The sequence below is a fragment of the Oceanicoccus sagamiensis genome (assembly GCF_002117105.1).
Taxonomy (GTDB): domain Bacteria; phylum Pseudomonadota; class Gammaproteobacteria; order Pseudomonadales; family Dasaniaceae; genus Oceanicoccus; species Oceanicoccus sagamiensis.
In genome coordinates, this window is sequence record NZ_CP019343.1 from 147784 (window position 1) to 168401 (window position 20618).

The following is a 20618-nucleotide window of genomic DNA, read 5'->3' on the forward strand; positions in this document are numbered from 1 at the left end:
GAAACCTATGACACAACATGACACGTCACGACATAACAAAAACCAAGTAAAACCCTTAAATATCAAGGATTTAAAGTTAAGAAATGGGAAGTAACGCACAAAATACCGAAGCCCAGAAACCTGCTCACACACCTATGATGCAGCAATACCTCAAGATCAAGGCAGAACACCCCAATGAACTGGTGTTTTACCGGATGGGGGATTTTTACGAGTTGTTTTATGACGATGCCAAAAAGGCCGCGGAGTTAATGGGTATTACCCTGACTGCCAGGGGTAAATCCAATGGTGACCCGATCCCTATGGCGGGTATTCCCTTCCATTCGGCGGATAGTTATTTAGCCAAGCTGGTCAAGTTTGGGGAGTCGGTGGCTATCTGTGAACAGGTGGGCGACCCGGCAACCACCAAAGGGCCGGTAGAGCGTAAAGTGATGCGGGTGGTTACGCCCGGTACGATTAGTGATGAAGCGCTATTGGAAGAACACCGCGATAATATTCTGCTGGCTATTAATCATGTTGACGGTCGCTTTGGTTTATCGACTCTGGATATTGGCAGCGGCCGCTTTCAAGTCTTTGAAGTGGATTCCATTGAAGCCGTTATGAGCGAGCTACAGCGTTTGGACCCTGCCGAAGTATTGGTCCATGAAGAGCTTAATAATGAAGAGATTCTCGCCCGCAAAGGCCTGCGCCGTCGCCCGCCCTGGGAATTTGAATTAGAAACCGCAGAGCGATTGCTAACACAGCAATTCAATACTAAAGATTTAACCGGTTTTGGCTGTGCGGACCTAACACTGGCCATTGCCGCAGCTGGCTGCTTGTTAGGCTATGCCAAAGAAACCCAACGCACTGCCCTGCCCCATATTCGCAGCCTGATTCATGAGCGCCGTGAAGACAGCGTGATCCTTGATGCCGCAACGCGCCGCAATTTGGAAATTGATACCAACCTGACCGGCGGTGAGCAATTTACTTTGCAGTGGGTATTGGATAAAACCAAAACCGCAATGGGTGGACGCTTATTGCGCCGCTGGTTAAATCGCCCGCTGAATAATCAGCAAGTGTTAGAGCAAAGACAGGCGGCCATAAAAGCCTTACTAAAAGATTTTCAGTTTGAAGCGTTCCGTGAAAGTTTAAAACCTGTTGGCGATATGGAGCGGATTTTAGCGCGAGTAGCTTTGCGCTCGGCACGGCCCAGAGATTTATCTCGCCTGGCACAGTCACTTAATGTTTTACCCGAGTTACAACCACAGTGCACTCAACTAAATGCTGAATTGATTAGCTCTCTGGCGGTTAAAGCCGGTGAATATCCAGAGCTCACTGCGTTATTGGAACGAGCCATTATTGAAAACCCGCCGGTGGTTATTCGTGATGGCGGCGTTATTGCCGAAGGCTATGATGCCGAGCTGGATGAGTTAAGAAATATCAGCAGCAATGCTGGCCAGTTTTTAGTCGACCTTGAAAACCAGGAAAGGGAACGTACCGGCATTAATACGTTAAAAGTCGGCTATAACCGAGTGCACGGTTACTATATTGAAATTAGCCGCGCGCAGTCCGATAAGGCACCGGTTGAATATATTCGTCGGCAAACTTTAAAAAATGCTGAGCGCTTTATCACTCCCGAATTAAAAACCTTTGAAGATAAAGCACTCAGTGCCAAGAGCCGCGCCTTAAGCCGCGAGAAGGCACTCTATGAAGAATTAGTAGAAACCCTTAACCTGCAGCTTGCCGAGCTACAGGGGACCGCCAGTGCGCTCTCAGAACTGGATGTGCTGGCCAATTTAGCCGAGCGTGCAGATGTTTTAAATTTAAGCCAACCTTCTTTCTGTGCAGAGCCCGGGATTAATATCGAGCAAGGCCGACACTTAGTGGTTGAGCAAGTATTGAATGAACCCTTTATTCCCAACGATGTAAACTTTAATGACCAGCGCCGTATGCTGATTGTGACTGGCCCGAATATGGGCGGTAAATCGACGTATATGCGTCAGACGGCGGTGATTGTTTTACTGGCTCATATCGGCAGCTATGTCCCGGCTATAGCCGCACAATTAAGTTTGGTCGACCAGATCTTTACCCGTATCGGTTCCTCCGATGATTTGGCTGGCGGGCGCTCAACCTTTATGGTGGAAATGACCGAGACAGCTAATATTCTTCACAATGCTACGGATAAAAGTCTGGTCTTGATGGATGAAATTGGCCGCGGTACCAGCACCTTTGACGGTCTGTCTTTGGCCTGGGCCAGCGCGGTATATTTAGCCAGCAAAGTAAAAGCCTATACGTTATTTGCTACCCATTATTTTGAATTAACCGCTTTGCCTGAGGATTACCCCCAAGCCCACAATATCCATTTGGATGCCACCGAGCATAATGACCATATTGTGTTTCTCCATAGTATTCAGGAAGGCCCAGCCAGTAAAAGCTATGGTTTGCAGGTAGCCAAGCTGGCAGGTATTCCCGACTCAGTGGTTGCAGCGGCAAAAACCAAGCTGGCCAGCCTTGAGAATGCAGAACCGGCCACAATTAGCGAAAAATCCGCCAATTTGGCCGCATCGGTGGCCACTGATCCGGTTTCGCCACAGCAACCGGATATGTTTTCTGCACCACACCCGGCTATCGGTAAACTGAGTGATATTAATCCGGATGATTTAAGCCCCAGAGAGGCGCTGGAACTACTGTATACCCTAAAAAATATGACCAATTAACAATCATTTAGCCAAAAAACACTCTACAGCGTTTTGGGTTGGTGATAGACTACGCGCCGTTAGTAATTAGGATCAAATCAAGAGGCTAGAACGACATGACATTTGTAGTTGGGGAACAGTGCATTAAGTGTAAACATACTGACTGTGTGGAAGTATGCCCCGTTGACTGTTTTTATGAAGGTCCCAATTTTCTGGTTATCCACCCTGACGAGTGTATTGATTGCGCTTTATGTGAGCCTGAGTGCCCTGTTGATGCGATTTACTCGGAGGATGAGCTACCTGAAGACCAGCAAGTCTTTATGGAGCTAAACGCCGAATTAGCCGAAGTATGGCCCTGCATCACTGAGATGAAAGAAGCGCCTGCGGATGCTGAAGAATGGGCGAATAAGCCTGATAAATTGGCGCTGCTTGAGCGTTAATAGAAAAGACATAACGATAAAGGCGACGTGTTGAGTCGCCTTTTTTTTGCCAGAAATTTGTACAGCACGCGATGGTGGATTGTAATCCACCCTACTGGAGCCCGACATAACTGTAGGGTGGATTACAATCCACCATCCCACCCAATAAAAAAGGCCGCCATTCGGCAGCCTTCTTAAATATTATATTGAGCTAGTGGTTAAGTAAAAACAGACTCGCTACTCAAACCCTGCTTCTCCAAAATATCACGAAGACGCTTCAAAGCTTCAACCTGAATCTGGCGAACACGCTCACGAGTCAAACCAATTTCACGGCCCACCTCTTCCAGTGTGCTGGTCTCATAACCTCTAAGACCAAAACGACGCGCTACCACTTCGCGCTGCTTTTCAGTCAGCTCACCCAACCACTCACCAATACTCGCACGCATATCGTCATCCTGAAGCATTTCAGCCGGATCAGAGACATGGATATCAGGAATCGTGTCTAGTAAAGATTTATCAGAGTCAGGGCCTAACGGCGTATCAACGGATGCAACGCGCTCATTTAAGCCGAGCATACGTTTAACATCAGATACTGGCTTATCTAATAGCTCAGCAATTTCTTCGGCAGAGGGCTCATGGTCAAGCTTCTGGGTCAGTTCGCGAGCAGCACGCAGATAAACATTTAATTCTTTAACCACATGAATCGGCAAACGGATTGTCCGTGTTTGATTCATAATCGCACGCTCGATGGTTTGACGAATCCACCAGGTTGCGTAGGTTGAAAAACGGAAGCCGCGCTCTGGGTCAAATTTTTCAACTGCGCGAATCAGACCGAGGTTACCCTCTTCAATAAGATCTAATAACGACAGACCGCGATTGACATAGCGGCGCGCTATTTTAACCACAAGGCGCAGGTTACTTTCGATCATGCGCTTGCGGCCCGCTTCTTCACCGCGCATAGCCATGCGCGCGTAATACACTTCTTCTTCAGGAGTGAGCAGCGGAGAAAAACCAATTTCATTTAAATATAACTGGGTGGCATCCAAGGTCTTCTGGAAACGATCGCCAGTAGCCTTTTTTGTTGTTTCTTTAGCAGCTGCGGCTTTAGTCGTTTTAGCCTTAGTTGCTTTGGTCGCCTTGGCAGCTTTTGCCGGCTTTTCAGCCTTGGCAGTTTTTGCTGTTTTGGCGGTAGCCGCTTTTTTACGGGAAGGTTTCTTCTTAGTGGCAGCCTGCTCTTGCTTAGCATTGGCCTCCATCTCAAGAGTCTCTACATCCAAATCAAGATCAGCTCCCAACATCTTGTCGAAGTCGGCACCACTTACTTTCTCTTCAGTATGAACTTCCATAGGTATTACCTTTATTTTTTTCGGAAGACTCTGCTACACAAAACTTTTTAGTACTCTCAGTATCAGTACCCTTTAATCGTTTTATTATGTAGCGCCCCAGCATTACGATTTACTGCTCATTTAAGCGAAAAGTCCATAGGGACTTATACTTAAAACTCGGCACCTTGTACTTACTCATAACACTTAATAGAAGTACTTTTTGGCACCTACCCCTTGGGCAGTAAACCCAGCGGGTTAACCGGCTTACCATCCCGACGAATTTCAAAGTGAAGTTTCACTTTATCGGTTCCGGTATCACCAAACTCGGCAATCTTTTGTCCCACCTTGACCAACTCACCTTCTTTTACGAGTAAACGACTGTTGTGGCCGTAAGCACTCAAGTACTGCTCGTTGTGTTTGATGATCAATAAATTGCCATAACCCACTAAACCGCTACCAGCGTATACAACTTTGCCGCTGTTAGCTGCATGTACAGGTTCCCCCAACTTGCCTTTAAGATCAATACCCTTGTGAACAGCACTGCCGGAGGTATAACGACGAATGACTTTACCTTTGGCGGGCCATTTCCAACGAAACGGGTAACTGGAACGGTTTAACGCCACGGTGCTTGAGACTGATTTTGCAGTGGACTGGGTTTTAGTACTGGAAGCCGTCTTTTTTGTCGTTTTGGCTTTGGCCGAAGGTGTTACGGATCGACTCTTAGTCTTGGCCTGGGTGTTACCGCTGCCCGAATCTTTTAAGCGGATAAGCTGGTTGGGGTAGATGGTATAAGGCGCCTTGATGCCGTTAGTGCGCGCTAACCCCTTAAAGTCCAGATTATAACGCCATGCAATGGAATAAAGGGTGTCACCGCGGGCCACTTTGTGGCTATCTGACGCTACTGAAACACGCTCCTGGCGCTCAACAACCGGGGCGTAATTACCGCCGCCAAAGCAGCCCGCCAGCAGTAACACACTGATAAAAACGCTACTTTTCGTTAATAATTTGAGCATAAAAAACTGAACACTTTATAACCAATTAGGCTTCTAATTTACCGCGGATTAATCATCATCTTTATTAAGTTTAGCTCTTAATACTATGATTTCATTTAAAAAAATTATAAACCCCAATTTTGAGATGAGCGTTTTTTAACCTTGTTTTAATCCTTATTACGTATAAGTAAGAATACTTATATTCCAAAACAATCTAATAAAATAACAATTAATTAACTGTTTTTGCTTGCTAAGGCTTCTTTTTGACCAATTTTCTCCAGTAAAAAAACTAAAAATACGCCAAAAACCATCAGTGCCAGGCAAAAAAGTGTTTGCGGATCGACTCCGGCAAGGCTTTGGTAAGCCGAAGGCAGGACATTTTGCTGCTCTAAAGCGAGCTGCTCACCATGACGATTCTGGTAATAGGTCAAAGTTTGCTTCCAGGGCCAGACCAGATTGAGGGAGCCGATTAAAAAGCCGGTCAATAACCCCAGGGTCTGGTTGTGGAAGCGCTTAAAAAGCCAGGACAGCAAATGCGAGAAGCTTAACAAGCCAATACCACAGCCAGCGGCAAAGGCTGCCAGGGTGATTAGCTGTAGATCTTTAACCGCAACCAGCACATGGCCGTACATCCCCATCAGCACCAGGATAAAGCTGCCGGAGATGCCGGGTAAAATCATCGCGCAAATAGCAATAGCGCCAGCACCAAAGAAGATCAGTAAATCAGGGGACAACTCTGAGGGTTTCATTTCACCAATGGTATAGGCCGCTATAGCGCCCACCACCATGGCGACCACGGTCGTTACTCGCCAGGCGGTCAGCTGTTTGATCATATGGATTGAGGAAGCCAGGATTAAACCAAAGAAGAATGACCAGACTAATAAGGGATGATGATCCAGCAAATAGCTAATACCTCGGGCCAGGGAGGCTACGCTGGTTAATATGCCCAACATTAATACCAACAGGAAAGTCCCGTTGATATGCTGCCACGCCGCCTGCGGCCCCTGATTAAATAGCAGCTTGAGGGCTGTAATATTGACCGATTGGATAGAGCGCAAAAGCTCTTCGTAGATACCCGTGATAAAGGCGACAGTACCGCCGGAGACGCCAGGCACAACATCGGCAGCGCCCATAGCGATACCGCGACAATACACTCCCAGTAATCGCTGCTTATTATTGCTCTCTGTCATCTTGGGTCCTAACGAATAATGCCGGATTTTAACGGCACAAAAAAAGCGGGCTCAACCACGGTGGTGATCACCCGGTCTTCGGTTTTTTCTACCAGAGTCAGCTCCTGTGATTGATTATCCCCTATAGGGATCACCAAACGCCCCCCTACTGCCAGCTGTTCAACCAGTTCCTCTGGAATCTGCTCCGGCGCTGCGGTAGAGATAATGCCGTCAAAGGGGCCTTTTTCTGGCCAGCCAAAACCGCCATCGGCATGTTTTAGGTGAACATTTCTGGCGCCCAATACCCGGAAACGCTCACGGGCTTTTTCCTGCAGGGGTTTGATACGCTCAACACTATAGACACGGTCAACCAATTGGGCCAATACCGTGGTTTGAAAACCCGAGCCGGTACCCACTTCCAGTACCCGTTTTAAAGGGCCGCCGGCCAGCAGTAACTCGGTCATCCGCGCAACGGTATAGGGCTGGGAAAGTGTCTGTTGAAAGCCTATCGGTAAAGCATCGTCTTCATAGGCACGATGGGCCAACGCTTCATCAAGAAACAGGTGCCGCGGGGTCGTGCGCATCACATCCAGCACTTCATAGTTGCTAATGCCCTGGTCGCAAAGACGCTGGACTAGTCGGTCACGGGTTCGCTGGGAGGTCATTCCCACACCCGTGAAATTTAACTTGCTCACTTACCACTCCTAACTTGTTATTATCTGCCCGGCCCAGTAGGGTGGATTTCAATCCACCCTTACCGCATGCTGGGGGTTGGTGGATTGCAATCCACCCTACTTAATGGCGATAGGTCTTATAGTTTACTAATTCTCGCACAACTGCGGTCGCGAAACAGCCACTGTCTAGTGAGAAACTTAACTCAATCTGTTGCTTATCGATATGCCAGCTTATATTTTGCGCGACTGAACGCAGGGAACGACGCTCGGCTTTTAAACCCTCCTGCTCTAAGCCATCCAGTAATTCAGGATACGCCGACAGTATACTGCGCTCCAATTCGGCAACCTCACCCTCACAACCAAGACTGGATGCCTTGCCGTACATCGGGCCGGTCAAGTGGATGTCGGCGGTGGATAAACGCTGCTCTAAATCCTCTTCGTCATGCTGCAAAAAGACACTATGAGAGCCAGCCAACATCAGCAACTCACCCCCTAACAGACTATTCCAGTTTTGTGCGCTGACGCGACGGGCCAATAACTGGTTAAATAAGTAGGCCCGGGCGGCGGATAGATAGATGCCCCGCTGATGCCGTTTGGCTTTAAAGCTACCAGCAAACAGCTGCTGGGCTTTAATCAGGTTTGCACCATCAAAACCGAAACGCTGTTCGCCAAAATAATTGGGGACCCCCTGCTGAGCGATATTATCCAGCGTCTGCTCTAACCCGGTGGTATCCCCCTCAAGCTCAGTCACTCGAAGGCTAAAGCGGTTAGCCTTATGCACACCTCTGCGTAATTTTCTCAGGTGACGTACGGCTTTTAATACCTTAACTTGAGTATCTGCCAATTGCTGCCAATCAAGTTCTTTATTACCGGGCAGGTGCACACTAAACCATTGGCGGGTAACCGCATTGCGATCTTTCATTCCGGAGTAACTGATTTGGCGCGCCGGTAGTTTGGCCAGTCTGGCGATTCTGTCCGCCACTTGCTGGGTATTTAAGCCGGTTTTTTCTATCCATAAAAAAACATGTTCACCCTCACCTTCCGGTTCAAAGCCCAGTATTTCTTCGACGATAAAATCTTCCGGCTGCCGGCGTAGCACCCCTGTTAGGGAAGGCTGCTCACTATAGGCATAGGGGAGTGGCGTTAATAACAACTCAGTCATTAGGCGGGCTGCAATAACACAAGTGCATAAACAGCGATGCCTTCTTTACGCCCGGCAAAGCCGAGATATTCAGTGGTGGTTGCCTTGACGTTAACCTGGTCAATGGCCACCTGTAAATCACTGGCGATATTGCTACAGATAGCGCTGATATGCGGGGCCATTTTTGGGGCCTGGGCTACAACAGTAATATCGGTATTACCAAGGCTATATCCCTGGCCCTTAACCAACTGGTAAACATGACGTAATAATTCGCGGCTATCGATATTGGCATACTGTTGGTCGGTATCAGGAAAGTGTTTGCCAATATCACCCAGTGCACAGGCACCTAATAACGCATCGCATAAGGCATGCAATACCACATCGCCATCGGAATGCGCTACCAGACCCTGGTCGTAGGGAATGCGGACACCCCCCATCATAATATGATCGCCTTCACCAAAGCGGTGAACATCGTAACCCTGCCCTATACGCATGATCAGCTTTCCTTCTTTAAATAATGCTCGGCCAGAGCGAGGTCTTCCGGCCGGGTAATTTTAATATTGGCAGACATAGCCTCCACCACCTCGGCCTGATAACCGGCCAACTCTATTGCTGAAGCTTCATCGGTAATGGACAGGCCCTGTTCGATACCTGCTGACAAACTCTCCAGGAGTAATTGATAACGAAACATTTGAGGGGTTTGTGCCCGCCATAACAGGCTGCGATCAACAGTGGAAGTAATCGTCTTGCCATCAACCTGTTTAACGGTATCACTCATCGGCACCGCTAAAATACCACCAACAGCATGGCTCGATAAGTCGGCTATTAATTGTTTAATATCACTACCAGCAATACAGGGCCTGGCCACATCATGCACCAATACCCAATCCTCTTTATTGGCCTGACTGGAGAGATGTTGCAAGCCATTCAACACGGAATGGCAGCGCTCTGCACCACCGGCGACGACGTCGATACGGGGATCACTCAGTAAAGCCAGTGAGCGCCAGCGATTATCTTCCGGGCTGGTAGTCACGATAATTCGTTCTAATAAGGGTTCGGCCAATAAGGTGGTCAGGGTATATTCAATAACGGTTTTACCCAATAGCGGTAAATACTGTTTGGGGGTATCGCTGCCCATACGTTTGCCCACACCGGCGGCGGGGACTACAGCGAAAAAGCGTGACGGGTTATGGGCTGAGCTCATGGCCTTTTCTTCTCTTTATCAATCAACAGGTAAAATGTTTCGCCCTCTTTGATTAAACCCAGTTCAGAACGTGCACGCTCTTCCACACTCTCCAGGCCATTCTTTAAATCCCTGACTTCATTTTCAAGTACCTGGTTTCTGTCGCGCAGGCGCTGGTTGACCAAATGCTGCTGCTCCAACTCGCGTTCCAGCGAAACGATTTGCTCCCAGCTGCCCTGGCCAAACCACAGGCGGTACTGCAGGCCTATTAAAATAACAACGAGTAACGTTAAGATCCAGCGCATAGCAATAACCGCTTAGGGGCGGCCACCTTACAATAAGAAATAATCAAGCTAGCACTAGTATAGAGGAGGATAAAAAAAAGGGAGAGATTAATCCTCTCCCTTTCTAGAAGGTCCAGCCTTGCTGGTGGATTGTAATCCACCCTACTCAGGATTTAAATTCAGCGCGGCCACGGTATGGAGCTGCACCGGCCAATTCCGCTTCGATACGTAATAAGCGGTTATATTTGGCAACGCGGTCTGAACGACATAGAGAGCCGGTTTTAATTTGGCCAGCGGCTGTTGCCACCGCTAAATCAGCAATGGTGGTATCTTCAGTTTCACCGGAACGGTGGGAGATAACCGCGGTATAACCGGCATCTTTAGCCATTTTGATAGCATCCAGTGTCTCGGTTAGAGAACCGATCTGGTTGAATTTAATCAAGATGGAGTTACCGATATTTTTATCGATACCTTCTTGCAGGATTTTGGTATTGGTTACAAACAGGTCGTCACCAACCAACTGTACGCGATCGCCGAGCTTTTCAGTTTGGTATTTCCAACCGTCCCAATCCGACTCGTCCAGACCGTCTTCGATAGAGATGATGGGGTATTCGTCACACAGCTCAGCCAGGTAATCACTAAAGCCCTCGGCACTAAATACTTTGCCTTCACCAGCCAGATCATATTTGCCGTCTTTATAAAACTCAGAGGCGGCACAATCTAACGCTAAAGTGACATCTTCACCCAGGGTATAACCGGCATCGGCCACCGCATTTTTGATCTCGGCTAAAGCGTCAGCGTTAGAAGCAAGGTTAGGTGCAAAACCACCTTCATCACCTACGGCAGTATTTAAGCCTTTGGCACTAAGCACTTTCTTCAGCGCATGGAAAATTTCAGCACCCATCTGTAAAGCCTGGGTAAAAGTTTTGGCGCCAACAGGCTGCACCATAAACTCTTGAATATCGACATTATTATCGGCGTGCTCACCACCATTGATAATATTCATCATCGGTACCGGCATGGTGTACTGGCCCGATGTACCATTTAAGTCAGCAATATGCTGGTAAAGGGGAATGCCCTTTTCAGCGGCCACAGCTTTGGCGGCTGCCAAAGAAACGGCCAGAATAGCATTGGCACCAAAGTTACCTTTGTTCTCGGTGCCATCGGCATCAATCATTAGCTGGTCAATAGCACGCTGGTCTGAAGCATCTTTACCGACCAATAAACCTTTAATGGTGGTGTTAATATTTTCTACAGCTTTTAAGACGCCTTTACCCAGGTAACGGCCTTTATCGCCATCACGCAACTCCAGTGCTTCGCGAGAACCGGTGGATGCACCGGAAGGAGCACAGGCGCTGCCAACAGCACCAGAGGCTAAAATCACATCGGCTTCTACGGTGGGGTTACCACGGGAATCCAGCACTTCAAAGGCTTTAATATCTTTTATCTCGGTCATTCAGTTTTTACTCCGTAACTCTTATATAGTACTTATTTAATATTTAATTCTGGCAGTGATTTGATTAAGTCATCCACCGCTTTCATTTCTTTTAGAAAATCTTCTAACACATTAAGTGGCAAAGCCGATGGACCATCGCATTTGGCATTATCAGGGTCCGGATGGGCTTCTAAAAATAAACCGCCAATTCTTTGTGTCAGTCCTGCGCGGCCCAACTCAGCCACTTGATGACGGCGACCACCTGAGGCTGCGCCCATAGGGTCGCGGCACTGTAAGGCATGGGTCACATCAAAAATAATTGGCGCCCCACCACTCACTTCTTTCATGGTGCGAAAACCCAGCATATCAACCACCAGGTTATCGTAGCCAAAGTTGCTGCCACGCTCACATAACATCACCTGCTCATTGCCGCACTCAGCAAATTTATCAACGATATTTTTCATTTGTGGCGGGCTTAAAAACTGCGGCTTTTTGATATTAATCAGTTTACCGGTGGCAGCCATCGCTGCCACCAGATCAGTCTGCCGAGCTAAAAACGCCGGTAGCTGAATCACATCGCACACCTCAGCAACCGGCTTGGCCTGTTCAATCTCATGGATATCGGTAATCACCGGCACATTAAAGGTCGACTTAATCTCTTCAAAAATCTTTAAGCCCTCTTCCATACCGGGGCCACGAAAAGAATGAATCGACGAGCGGTTGGCCTTATCAAAAGACGCCTTAAAAACATAGGGGATATTTAAGCGCTGAGTCACTTCCACATAGGCTTCTGCAATTTGCATTGCCATATCACGGGACTCAAGCACATTCATACCGCCAAATAAAACAGACGGTAAATCGTTAGAGATATTGATATCACCTAGTGTCAGGGTTTTCTGAGCCACAATGATCGCCTTTATTGAGAGTAATCTACAGCCGCAGAAACAAAACCACTAAACAATGGATGGCCATCGCGGGGCGTGGAGGTAAATTCCGGGTGGAATTGACAAGCAATAAACCAGGGATGATCAGGTATCTCTACCACTTCTACTAAGGAGTCATCCGCCGACCAACCGCCAATACGAAGGCCCGCTTTTTGTAGCTGATCGACGTAATTATTATTCACTTCATAGCGGTGGCGATGACGCTCAATAATTAATTCACTGGCATAGGTTGCTTTGGCATTGGAGCCTTCAACCAAGCGACACTCCTGGCCACCCAAACGCATGGTGCCGCCTAAATCTGCCGTTTCATCACGCTGCTCAGTGCTACCGTCAGCTTCAGTCCACTCGGTAATTAAACCGATCACGGGATGCTGGGCTTGAGAGTTAAATTCTGTACTGTTGGCTTCGGGTAAATCGGCCACATTTCTGGCGTACTCGATAACCGCCACTTGCATACCCAGACAAATCCCCAGATAAGGTATTTTGTTTTCACGGGCATGACGCACGGTGGCAATCTTGCCTTCAACACCACGGTTACCAAAACCACCGGGCACTAAAATACCGTCTACCCCGTCTAATAGGCCAACCCCCTCTTCTTCGATTTTTTGCGAATCGACATAACGGATTTTGACTTTGGTGCGGGTATTAATACCGGCATGGTGCAATGCTTCGTTGAGGGATTTATAAGCATCAATCAGCTCCATGTATTTACCGACCATGGCGATGGTGACTTCTTTTTCCGGGTTTAAAGCACCGTCAATAACCCGGTCCCATTCGGATAAATCGGCTTCTTTACACTCCAGGCCAAAACGCTCAACAATAATCTCATCAAGACCACGTTGTTTTAGGGCACCGGGAATACGGTAGATGGTATCAGCATCCTGTAGCGGGATAACGGCACGGAGCTCGACATTGGTAAAGGAGGATATTTTCTTTAATGAGCCATCATCGATTTCATGATCAGAGCGACACAGCAGAATATCGGGCTGTAGGCCTATGGAGCGCAGCTCTTTAACCGAGTGCTGGGTAGGTTTGGTTTTGGTTTCACCGGCGGTGGCAATATAAGGCACCAGGGTCAGGTGCATAAGCATGGCTCGGCTGGGGCCTAAATCTGACTTTAGCTGACGGGCCGCTTCAAAGAATGGCAGGCCTTCGATATCACCAATGGTGCCGCCAATTTCGGCAATAGCGACATCGGCATCACCGGCACCTTCAATCACCCGGCGTTTAATTTCATCGGTGATATGGGGAATAACCTGAACTGTACCGCCGAGATAATCGCCGCGACGCTCTTTTCTTAATACGGTCTCGTAGATTCTACCGGTGGTAAAGTTATTGCGCTTACCCATTTTGGTACGGATAAAGCGCTCATAGTGACCCAGATCCAAATCTGTCTCAGCACCATCTTCGGTAACAAAAACTTCACCGTGCTGGAACGGGCTCATGGTCCCGGGATCCACATTGATATAGGGGTCCAGCTTTAGCATGGTCACTTTTAAGCCGCGGGCTTCCAAAATTGCCGCCAGTGATGCTGAGGCTATGCCCTTGCCGAGAGACGATACAACACCGCCCGTGACGAAGATAAATCGTGTCGCCATGAAAAACTTTCTCTTGTTGCTCTTGTTTAAGAGTTGATGGTTTAGTTTATGTCAGAGTTAGCAGCATGCCTTGAGAAGCCAATACTGGGCTCTGGATGGAAGGATTTAGGCAATTAAAAAGCGATCGACAGGACCCTTCCGAGATGGGACGCCAGTTTAGCAGGGTTGACCGCAAGCCTCAATAATAATCATGCCTCCACCGGATGCTTACAGGAGGCGCTATCTTGCTGATTTAAGTGGGATTTGAGGGGTACGCCTGCCAGCGCTGGATACGCATACAGAATTCCCGGGTATCTTCCTCGGGAGTCTTCATCTCTGAATACCAATCCTCCAGAACAAATAGCATAAATTTGGCCTGTTCCTTGTCCTTTTTGGGGTTATTGAGGTTTTCCATCAATTGCGACTTCATTTCACCATAGCTGGGCAGGTCATCCTCCAGCAGTTGGTTATAGACATATTGATAACGGGCGCAAAAGTGCTCGTTATCAGACTCACACGCTGCCAGTAATATAACCGCCATTAACAACAGGCCTTTGAGAAGTAATCTATACATGGCGTTATTCACCCTTATCATTATGTCGTTATTTGAACATGGATGGACTTGGCAAACCATCGCTTAATCACTCTCAACGCTCCCCCCTATAAACCACTACATCCAATAACGCAGCGCTCGCAATAACCAGCCAAACCAAAACCGCCGACTCATCACCGACAGATCATCGAGGGACGCCCTGACAGAGTCGGCCATATCCTGCTCAATAAGCTCTGTCACGGTCGCCACAGACTGCGGGCTGGCCAGCAGTACATCCAACTCCAGATCATGGTAAAAACTGCGGTGGTTCAGGTTGCTGCTCCCCATCACACACTCGTCATCAATCAACACAGCCTTGGCATGCAAAATACCGGCTTGATAGGCATAGATCGCCACTCCCATCGTCATTAAATCCGCATAGTAGGTGGCACTTAAACTGGGAAAGACAGTGATATCTGACCGGTCTGCCACTACCACTCGGACATCCATACCCGCCTGCCGCGCTCTTTTTAGTGCCCGGATAACCTCGCCTGACGGGGAGAAATAGGCACTGACTATCCAGACGCGCTCTCGAGCCAGGCGAATCCGCTGCACCAATAAACGGTTACGCATACGGCGCAGTTTGCGGCTGTTATTACAGCGTAAAAACCTAAAATCATGGGGCGTTATAACGGAGGGACGTCGCTCCCAAACGGCGTAAAAATTATCCCGCAGCAATGCCACCGCAAAGCCCGTTAGCCTGACACCGTAATCACGCCAGGGAGGGGTTTTCGCTAAATGATCAGCGCAAAGATTAAAACTACCGCACCAGGCCAACTGCTTATCGATAACGCAGAATTTACGGTGATCACGGCGATTGAGGGAAAGGATAAAATGAGCAAGTTTGCCAGCAAAGCTACCCGGAGTCACCGACCAGCGGTAAGCGCTTAAGTACCAGGGCAGCGGATGGTAGATACGACAGTCGATATTCTCTCGAGCAAAGCTGGCCGCCAAAGTTTCGCCATCGTCAACAGAACCAATGCCATCAACCTGCACACAGACCCGAACACCTCGCCCGGCGGCACCCACCAACGCATCAAAAAAGCGCTGCCCCAGGGTATCCAGAGTGAAGATATAAACGGCTAACTCAATCGTTTGGGTGGCATTATTGATATCGAGTAAGAGAGCACGGTAATATGCCTCCGGGCTACTATAGACCGACTCGGACTCCCAACCCAAGGACGTCACCCGCTGAAGAGGCTAACTTAACAGACGCTTGATGCGGTGATAGCCATCTTTCAGGTCTTGGGCCAATTCCGTTAAGTCTTCTTGTACCTCTTCGGCAACCTCTTTGGCCTCATCGATCACCACCTCACTGCGGGCATTAAACTGCTGCCATTGTTGCTCCAGCGCCTGCCACTCATCTTTAACATCAGCTTTGGCCAAATGTATTTTAACCGCCAGCGTATCGCGCTGGGTTTTTAGTGCTTGCGTAACTACCGCTAAATCATCGTTCAGTGAAGTCATAAGCTTCTCCTGTTGCATCAATCGGAGGGTTACTGTTCGATAGTTTCTCTTACTCTAACTGCCAATACATCACAATTGGCATGGTGCAAAACACCATTGGCGGTAGAGCCCAGCAATAATTGAATACCATGACGGCCATGGCTACCGATAACAATCAGGTCACACTGATGTTCATCAGAACGCTCAACAATAGCATCAATCGAACGCCCCAGATCGATGGTTATCAGCTCCCGACTTAAACCCACATTCTCAACTGTTCTGGCTAGCTGGGCAAAAATCGATTCCTTGATTTCAGCCGCGCTAACCGGCGCCGAAAATTCTGGAAACTGGCTATAAGGTGATACCGGGTTATCCGCGACATGCAGAACAAACAGCTCAGCCTGGTTGGCCTCGGCAATATCGGCAGCGGTTTGCAGCACTTGCTCTGCTTCTTCAGATAAATCTACAGCGACCAGAATTTTTCGGTAAGTCGACATGGTGGACACCTCCAGTGAGCGGGAATATTGACAGTATTATAGAAAGCCAGCGCAACAACATTGACTGGGGTCAAAAAGGGCTAATTATCTTATCGGTTATGGCTGAGAATGCGCTACTTAGGCGAGTAACTCAAGCACGGCCTGAGGCTGGGAGTTAGCCTGGGACAACACCGAAAAGGCGGCCTGCTGAATAATCTGACTTCTAACCAGCACCCCAGTCTCACGGGCATAGTCAGCATCCAGTACTCTGGAGCGACTGGCCGAGACATTTTCCGAGGTCCCTTTAAGATTGGCAATGGTCGATTGCAAGCGGTTTTGAACCGCCCCTAAATCGGCGCGGGTACTGCTGATATAAGACAGCGCATCATCAATAATACTCAGGGCTGAATTTGGGTCGACACTCACATCAATATCCGCAACCCCCAGCGTTTCTGCGCTGGCACCACCGACGGAGGCGGTAATCGTTTCATTGGCCTGAGCACCCACCTGATACTCTACCGAGGTGGCAGCCAGGGTAGACTCGGTATTAAAAATGACATTGATATTGTCCAGCGGCTGCTCTTCATAGGCCAGTACATTGGGCAGAACAGACTCTGCGGTTAATTCACTGCCGCCAATATCGAAATCAGCATCGAGGCCACCAATAGCACCGGTATCGTCATTCAGCAAATCCATGGCAGCAACAAAGTTCTCACCGTCCGTACCCATAAAATTGGTTTCGAAGTCAGCCAGACCGGTATAGCTGGTGTTATTGTTAATCGCCGTATCGAGGCTATCACCGGCAACCAGTGCCGCCATAATATCCGCCAGCCCGTTACCACCCTGCGTTTTGACCTCGTCATGCATAAAGGCGACCGCAGCATAGCCCGCAGCATAGACCCCATTAATGCTATCCGAGGCCAGCTGATCGACCAGATTGGCCACGCCACCCTCGGCGGTTATTGCAGCACTTAAACGCTCATCGGCACCGTGAATAAACTCGGCAGCGCCTTCCAAAAACCAACTACCCACATCACCTGAGCCGACTATCGTATCGGTACGGATCTGGCTGGCATCCATGGTCCGGTACATGATCGCATGGACCATTTCATGGGCGATAACCCGGTCACTGTAGTTATTTAAAAACGCATCTTTACCATTGGGTAATTCCACCGGGGCAAAGTCATCAACATCAATCACTAAAGATTGCTCGACCAGCTCACCAGCGGGCACAGTCACGGCACTCTGAACATAGGCCACACTGGCATCACCACTGGTAAATTCCACCGTTAAATCCGGCCCACCCGCAGCCACATCCAAACCGTAATAGGTACTGATGCGATCCTGCGCCTCACCCAACCAGTAGTTTTTTAGGCCGGTTACAATATCCTGTTGGTCGGCATCGACGATATTACCGGTCACGCCGGAAAACAACTTTTGCTGGCCAAAGCTGGTGGTATCGGCAATACGGTCAATTTCCTGGATAAGCTGGGTCACTTCTTTCTGGATATTCTGCTTATCCTGATCCGACAAGGCGCCGTCATTAGCCGCCTGAATAGACAGCTCACGCATACGCTGTAAATTATTGGTGACCTCACCAAAAGCACCCTCGGCCACTTGCAGGAAAGATATCGCATCATTGGCATTGCGGGAGGCCTGATCCAGGCCACGGATTTGGGAGGTAAAACGGTTGGCAATAGCCAGCCCGGCAGCATCATCCTTGGCACTATTAATGCGAAGCCCGGAGCTCAGGCGCTCTAAACTCGTACTCAACGCCGAGCTATTGCCATTCAGCTGCCGCTGGGCATTGATCGAGCTTAGATTGGTGTTGATGACTAACGCCAAGGCGCAACTTCCCTAATTAAGGTTCTATAGTCACGCTAGCGGCAGATAGTAAGCATTCTTTAGCATTTTTTTCAGGCCAAAAAAAAGCGAGCACATTGGCTCGCCTAAACTACTTTTGAGACCTGGAATCCATTAGGCGGATTGCTTTAAATCACCGCTGGCAAGTGCCACTTCAGGCTTCACATAGGCATAACCCAAAGCCTGAGCCACCGCCTCCACCGTCACCATGCCACGATAAACATTTAAGCCATTGAGCAGGTGATTGTCCTCCGCCATAGCCTGACAGGGGCCCTTGTCTGCCAGGGCCAGCACATAGGGCAAGGTGGCATTGGTCAAGGCCAGCGTTGAGGTACGCGCCACGCCGCCGGGCATATTCGCCACACAATAATGAATAATGCCATCAACGATATAGGTGGGGTTTTCATGGGTGGTGGCTTTGCTGGTTTCAAAACACCCCCCTTGATCGATCGCCACATCCACCAGCACAGAGCCCGGCTTCATCAACTTAAGCATCTCCCGTGTGACCAGCTTGGGAGCCGCGGCACCGGGGATTAACACCGCACCAATCACGACATCCGCCAGCGCCAACTGTTTTTCTATGGCATCGGTGGTGGAATATAAGGTGGTCAGGCGGTCGCCATACAATTCATCAATACTTTTTAAACGGGGCAGTGAACGGTCCATAATGGTCACTTTAGCGCCCATGCCCATCGCAATACGGGCGGCATTTAAACCAACGACACCACCGCCAATCACTAAAACATTGGCCGCTTCCACGCCGGGCACGCCACCCATCAACATACCGCTGCCACCCTGAGCCTTTTCTAAACAATAGGCGCCTTCCTGAATCGACATCCGCCCGGCCACTTCACTCATGGGCGCTAATAACGGCAGACCTCGATTGGCATCAGTCACGGTTTCGTAAGCAATACAGGTAGCACCGGAGGCAAGCAGTAATTCGGTTTGCCCTGGATCAGGCGCCAGGTGCAAATAAGTAAATAAGGTCTGGCCTTCACGCAGCATGGTGCACTCAATCGGCTGAGGTTCTTTTACTTTCACAATCATTTCTGAGCGGGCGAAAATTTCCTCCGCTGAGTCAACCACCTCCGCCCCTGCCTGACGATAATCCTCATCACTAAAACCAACCGCTACACCGCCCTGGTGCTGCACCAACACCTGGTGACCGCGACCAACCAGTTCTTTAACACCGGCTGGGGTCATACCAATACGGTACTCGTGATTTTTAATCTCTTTTGGCACACCTACTAACATGGCAATCTCTCCTTATAAGTTAAGGCCGCTTGAAGAAGTAGGCATAATAGAGAAAATAATTCAGCGTTTTATCTTTAAAAAACAAAATAAGCAGTGAATATATCTATTATTATTCATATACTAGGAAAATAAGTGGCTATAAAGTAACAAATGACAGTGACTACCACTTAAAAACTCGATCACAGCGGACCACCGCCCTATTCCTGACACAAGCCAACTGAACGAAACTTAAAGAGAAACAGTGAATCAATATAAACTCACCGCAACAATGTTTGCTAAACTGCGCTGCAACAGGACTTCAGCGGCGAAGTTGCGCCACCACCACACACTTGAATGGATAAGCTATGACTAACAAAACCATGCCGGGCATGATTCTTGGCACTATGGCAGTGGTGATTATTGCCGCCGTTATTTTTGTCTATAACACCAACCAGGATAATACCGCCATAGAAGTTGTCCCTGTCACCAAAGCCCCTGTTGTTAGAGAGCCGGTTAAGCCCACTCCCCAGCCGCTGCCCGACCCAAGCCCGGTAGCGCCACCTGAAGTTCTGACACCGACTGAAGCAGCCCCCGAACTGCCCGCTATCGTTAACGCCCCCATCACGCTGGACAATAGCGATGCCAGCGTCTTAATGGCAGCGCGGGACCTGACCCCCACACTGACCAAATGGCTATTACCCAAAGAACAAATTCGTAAATGGGTGCTAGCCGTGGACCTGATGGCCGATGGCAAGCTCCCCAAACGTTACCGCCCGGTTGACTACCCGATGGCCAAATTTAAAACCCAGGCCAGCGGTCTGGATGAGGTGACGTCGGATGAAAATTATCAGCGGATGAACGCGATGATCGAAACCGTGACCAGTATCGATCAGGCCACTCTGGTGCGCTATTACCAGGAATGGCTGCCACTGCTGGAAAAGGCCTATCGTGAACAAGGCAAACCCGACACCTTTAACCAACGCTTTTTACAAACCATCAGTCAGGTATTGGCTGTTTCGCCACTGGAGCAACAACCGGCATTAACCCGCCCCAGCGTACTCTACCAATTTGAAAGCCAGGAATACGAAAGCGCAACCGATGTTGAAAAACTCTTATGGCGCATGGGCCCGGATAATGCCGAGGCGCTGCAAGCGTTCTTAAGAGAACTGCGCTACCAATTACAACAATAACCC

Annotated in this window: 20 protein-coding genes; 3 read left to right on the top strand and 17 right to left on the bottom strand. The window is 48.9% G+C overall.

Translation table 11 applies throughout. The annotated features are described in order from the left end of the window. The first annotated feature begins 83 nt into the window (after positions 1 to 83). Complete coding sequence (gene mutS / locus BST96_RS00610; protein WP_085756831.1) at positions 84 to 2693, top strand: DNA mismatch repair protein MutS; 2610 nt, start codon at positions 84 to 86, stop codon at positions 2691 to 2693. 95 nt (positions 2694 to 2788) lie between these two features. Further along, the gene (gene fdxA / locus BST96_RS00615) at positions 2789 to 3112 is read left to right on the top strand and encodes a ferredoxin FdxA (protein WP_085756832.1); all 324 of its coding nucleotides are present in this window, start codon (positions 2789 to 2791) and stop codon (positions 3110 to 3112) included. 197 nt (positions 3113 to 3309) lie between these two features. Here fdxA and rpoS read toward each other — a convergent pair whose 3' ends face one another. From rpoS to ald, 17 genes are all read right to left on the bottom strand, one after another. Continuing rightward, positions 3310 to 4437, bottom strand: coding sequence for an RNA polymerase sigma factor RpoS (rpoS, locus tag BST96_RS00620; protein ID WP_240554870.1), 1128 nt, complete (start codon positions 4435 to 4437; stop codon positions 3310 to 3312). A 206-nt stretch (positions 4438 to 4643) separates the two neighbouring features. Further along, positions 4644 to 5429 (bottom strand): peptidoglycan DD-metalloendopeptidase family protein, encoded by a 786-nt coding sequence (locus tag BST96_RS00625; protein ID WP_085756833.1) that lies wholly within the window; start codon positions 5427 to 5429, stop codon positions 4644 to 4646. A 212-nt stretch (positions 5430 to 5641) separates the two neighbouring features. Then, on the bottom strand, positions 5642 to 6598 hold the full coding sequence (locus BST96_RS00630; RefSeq protein ID WP_085756834.1) for a polyprenyl-phosphate transporter: 957 nt from the start codon (positions 6596 to 6598) through the stop codon (positions 5642 to 5644). An 8-nt stretch (positions 6599 to 6606) separates the two neighbouring features. Next, on the bottom strand, positions 6607 to 7242 hold the full coding sequence (locus BST96_RS00635; RefSeq protein ID WP_206045435.1) for a protein-L-isoaspartate(D-aspartate) O-methyltransferase: 636 nt from the start codon (positions 7240 to 7242) through the stop codon (positions 6607 to 6609). 130 nt (positions 7243 to 7372) lie between these two features. Next, positions 7373 to 8413 carry a tRNA pseudouridine(13) synthase TruD gene (gene truD / locus BST96_RS00640; RefSeq protein ID WP_085756836.1) on the bottom strand — a complete coding sequence of 347 codons (1041 nt, stop codon included), beginning with the start codon at positions 8411 to 8413 and terminating at the stop codon, positions 7373 to 7375. Next, positions 8413 to 8886 carry a 2-C-methyl-D-erythritol 2,4-cyclodiphosphate synthase gene (gene ispF / locus BST96_RS00645; RefSeq protein WP_206045375.1) on the bottom strand — a complete coding sequence of 158 codons (474 nt, stop codon included), beginning with the start codon at positions 8884 to 8886 and terminating at the stop codon, positions 8413 to 8415. Before ispF ends, truD begins: the two co-directional genes overlap by 1 nt. 2 nt (positions 8887 to 8888) lie before the next feature. Further along, positions 8889 to 9596: a 2-C-methyl-D-erythritol 4-phosphate cytidylyltransferase gene (ispD, locus tag BST96_RS00650; protein ID WP_085756838.1), complete on the bottom strand. Its 708-nt coding sequence runs from the start codon at positions 9594 to 9596 to the stop codon at positions 8889 to 8891. Beyond that, positions 9593 to 9880: a cell division protein FtsB gene (ftsB, locus tag BST96_RS00655; protein ID WP_085756839.1), complete on the bottom strand. Its 288-nt coding sequence runs from the start codon at positions 9878 to 9880 to the stop codon at positions 9593 to 9595. The genes ispD and ftsB overlap by 4 nt, the downstream gene beginning before the upstream one ends. Before the next feature lie 145 nt (positions 9881 to 10025). Beyond that, complete coding sequence (eno, locus tag BST96_RS00660; protein ID WP_085756840.1) at positions 10026 to 11315, bottom strand: phosphopyruvate hydratase; 1290 nt, start codon at positions 11313 to 11315, stop codon at positions 10026 to 10028. A gap of 32 nt (positions 11316 to 11347) precedes the next feature. After that, a complete protein-coding gene (gene kdsA, locus BST96_RS00665; protein ID WP_085756841.1) occupies positions 11348 to 12199 on the bottom strand; it encodes a 3-deoxy-8-phosphooctulonate synthase in 852 nt (283 codons plus the stop codon). 11 nt (positions 12200 to 12210) lie between these two features. Next, complete coding sequence (locus BST96_RS00670; RefSeq protein ID WP_085756842.1) at positions 12211 to 13836, bottom strand: CTP synthase; 1626 nt, start codon at positions 13834 to 13836, stop codon at positions 12211 to 12213. Positions 13837 to 14068: 232 nt separating this feature from the next. Next, positions 14069 to 14389: a hypothetical protein gene (locus BST96_RS00675; protein WP_085756843.1), complete on the bottom strand. Its 321-nt coding sequence runs from the start codon at positions 14387 to 14389 to the stop codon at positions 14069 to 14071. Positions 14390 to 14485: 96 nt separating this feature from the next. Next, positions 14486 to 15586 carry a phospholipase D-like domain-containing protein gene (locus BST96_RS00680; protein ID WP_169713853.1) on the bottom strand — a complete coding sequence of 367 codons (1101 nt, stop codon included), beginning with the start codon at positions 15584 to 15586 and terminating at the stop codon, positions 14486 to 14488. 21 nt (positions 15587 to 15607) lie between these two features. Next, entirely contained in the window at positions 15608 to 15874 is a 267-nt protein-coding gene (locus tag BST96_RS00685; protein WP_085756845.1) for a hypothetical protein, read from the bottom strand. A gap of 29 nt (positions 15875 to 15903) precedes the next feature. Further along, positions 15904 to 16350: a universal stress protein gene (locus BST96_RS00690; protein ID WP_085756846.1), complete on the bottom strand. Its 447-nt coding sequence runs from the start codon at positions 16348 to 16350 to the stop codon at positions 15904 to 15906. A gap of 117 nt (positions 16351 to 16467) precedes the next feature. Then, positions 16468 to 18174 (bottom strand): flagellinolysin, encoded by a 1707-nt coding sequence (locus tag BST96_RS00695; RefSeq protein WP_085756847.1) that lies wholly within the window; start codon positions 18172 to 18174, stop codon positions 16468 to 16470. A 132-nt stretch (positions 18175 to 18306) separates the two neighbouring features. Continuing rightward, a complete protein-coding gene (ald, locus tag BST96_RS00700) occupies positions 18307 to 19446 on the bottom strand; it encodes an alanine dehydrogenase (protein WP_085756848.1) in 1140 nt (379 codons plus the stop codon). Positions 19447 to 19790: 344 nt separating this feature from the next. Here ald and BST96_RS00705 point away from each other — a divergent pair, with 344 nt between their 5' ends. Beyond that, positions 19791 to 20615 (top strand): DUF3014 domain-containing protein, encoded by an 825-nt coding sequence (locus BST96_RS00705; RefSeq protein ID WP_085756849.1) that lies wholly within the window; start codon positions 19791 to 19793, stop codon positions 20613 to 20615. Positions 20616 to 20618: the final 3 nt, after the last annotated feature.

Bases quoted from the DNA above. Each gene is read 5' to 3' on its own strand.
- fdxA (WP_085756832.1), top strand. From the start codon at position 2,789: ATGACATTTGTAGTTGGGGAACAGTGCATTAAGTGTAAACATACTGAC.
- BST96_RS00670 (WP_085756842.1), bottom strand. From the start codon at position 13,836: ATGGCGACACGATTTATCTTCGTCACGGGCGGTGTTGTATCGTCTCTC.
- mutS (WP_085756831.1), top strand. From the start codon at position 84: ATGGGAAGTAACGCACAAAATACCGAAGCCCAGAAACCTGCTCACACA.
- eno (WP_085756840.1), bottom strand. From the start codon at position 11,315: ATGACCGAGATAAAAGATATTAAAGCCTTTGAAGTGCTGGATTCCCGT.
- ftsB (WP_085756839.1), bottom strand. From the start codon at position 9,880: ATGCGCTGGATCTTAACGTTACTCGTTGTTATTTTAATAGGCCTGCAG.
- BST96_RS00675 (WP_085756843.1), bottom strand. From the start codon at position 14,389: ATGTATAGATTACTTCTCAAAGGCCTGTTGTTAATGGCGGTTATATTA.
- ispF (WP_206045375.1), bottom strand. From the start codon at position 8,886: ATGCGTATAGGGCAGGGTTACGATGTTCACCGCTTTGGTGAAGGCGAT.
- BST96_RS00705 (WP_085756849.1), top strand. From the start codon at position 19,791: ATGACTAACAAAACCATGCCGGGCATGATTCTTGGCACTATGGCAGTG.
- ald (WP_085756848.1), bottom strand. From the start codon at position 19,446: ATGTTAGTAGGTGTGCCAAAAGAGATTAAAAATCACGAGTACCGTATT.
- BST96_RS00685 (WP_085756845.1), bottom strand. From the start codon at position 15,874: ATGACTTCACTGAACGATGATTTAGCGGTAGTTACGCAAGCACTAAAA.
- BST96_RS00690 (WP_085756846.1), bottom strand. From the start codon at position 16,350: ATGTCGACTTACCGAAAAATTCTGGTCGCTGTAGATTTATCTGAAGAA.
- BST96_RS00625 (WP_085756833.1), bottom strand. From the start codon at position 5,429: ATGCTCAAATTATTAACGAAAAGTAGCGTTTTTATCAGTGTGTTACTG.
- BST96_RS00635 (WP_206045435.1), bottom strand. From the start codon at position 7,242: ATGACCTCCCAGCGAACCCGTGACCGACTAGTCCAGCGTCTTTGCGAC.
- truD (WP_085756836.1), bottom strand. From the start codon at position 8,413: ATGACTGAGTTGTTATTAACGCCACTCCCCTATGCCTATAGTGAGCAG.
- rpoS (WP_240554870.1), bottom strand. From the start codon at position 4,437: ATGGAAGTTCATACTGAAGAGAAAGTAAGTGGTGCCGACTTCGACAAG.
- ispD (WP_085756838.1), bottom strand. From the start codon at position 9,596: ATGAGCTCAGCCCATAACCCGTCACGCTTTTTCGCTGTAGTCCCCGCC.
- BST96_RS00630 (WP_085756834.1), bottom strand. From the start codon at position 6,598: ATGACAGAGAGCAATAATAAGCAGCGATTACTGGGAGTGTATTGTCGC.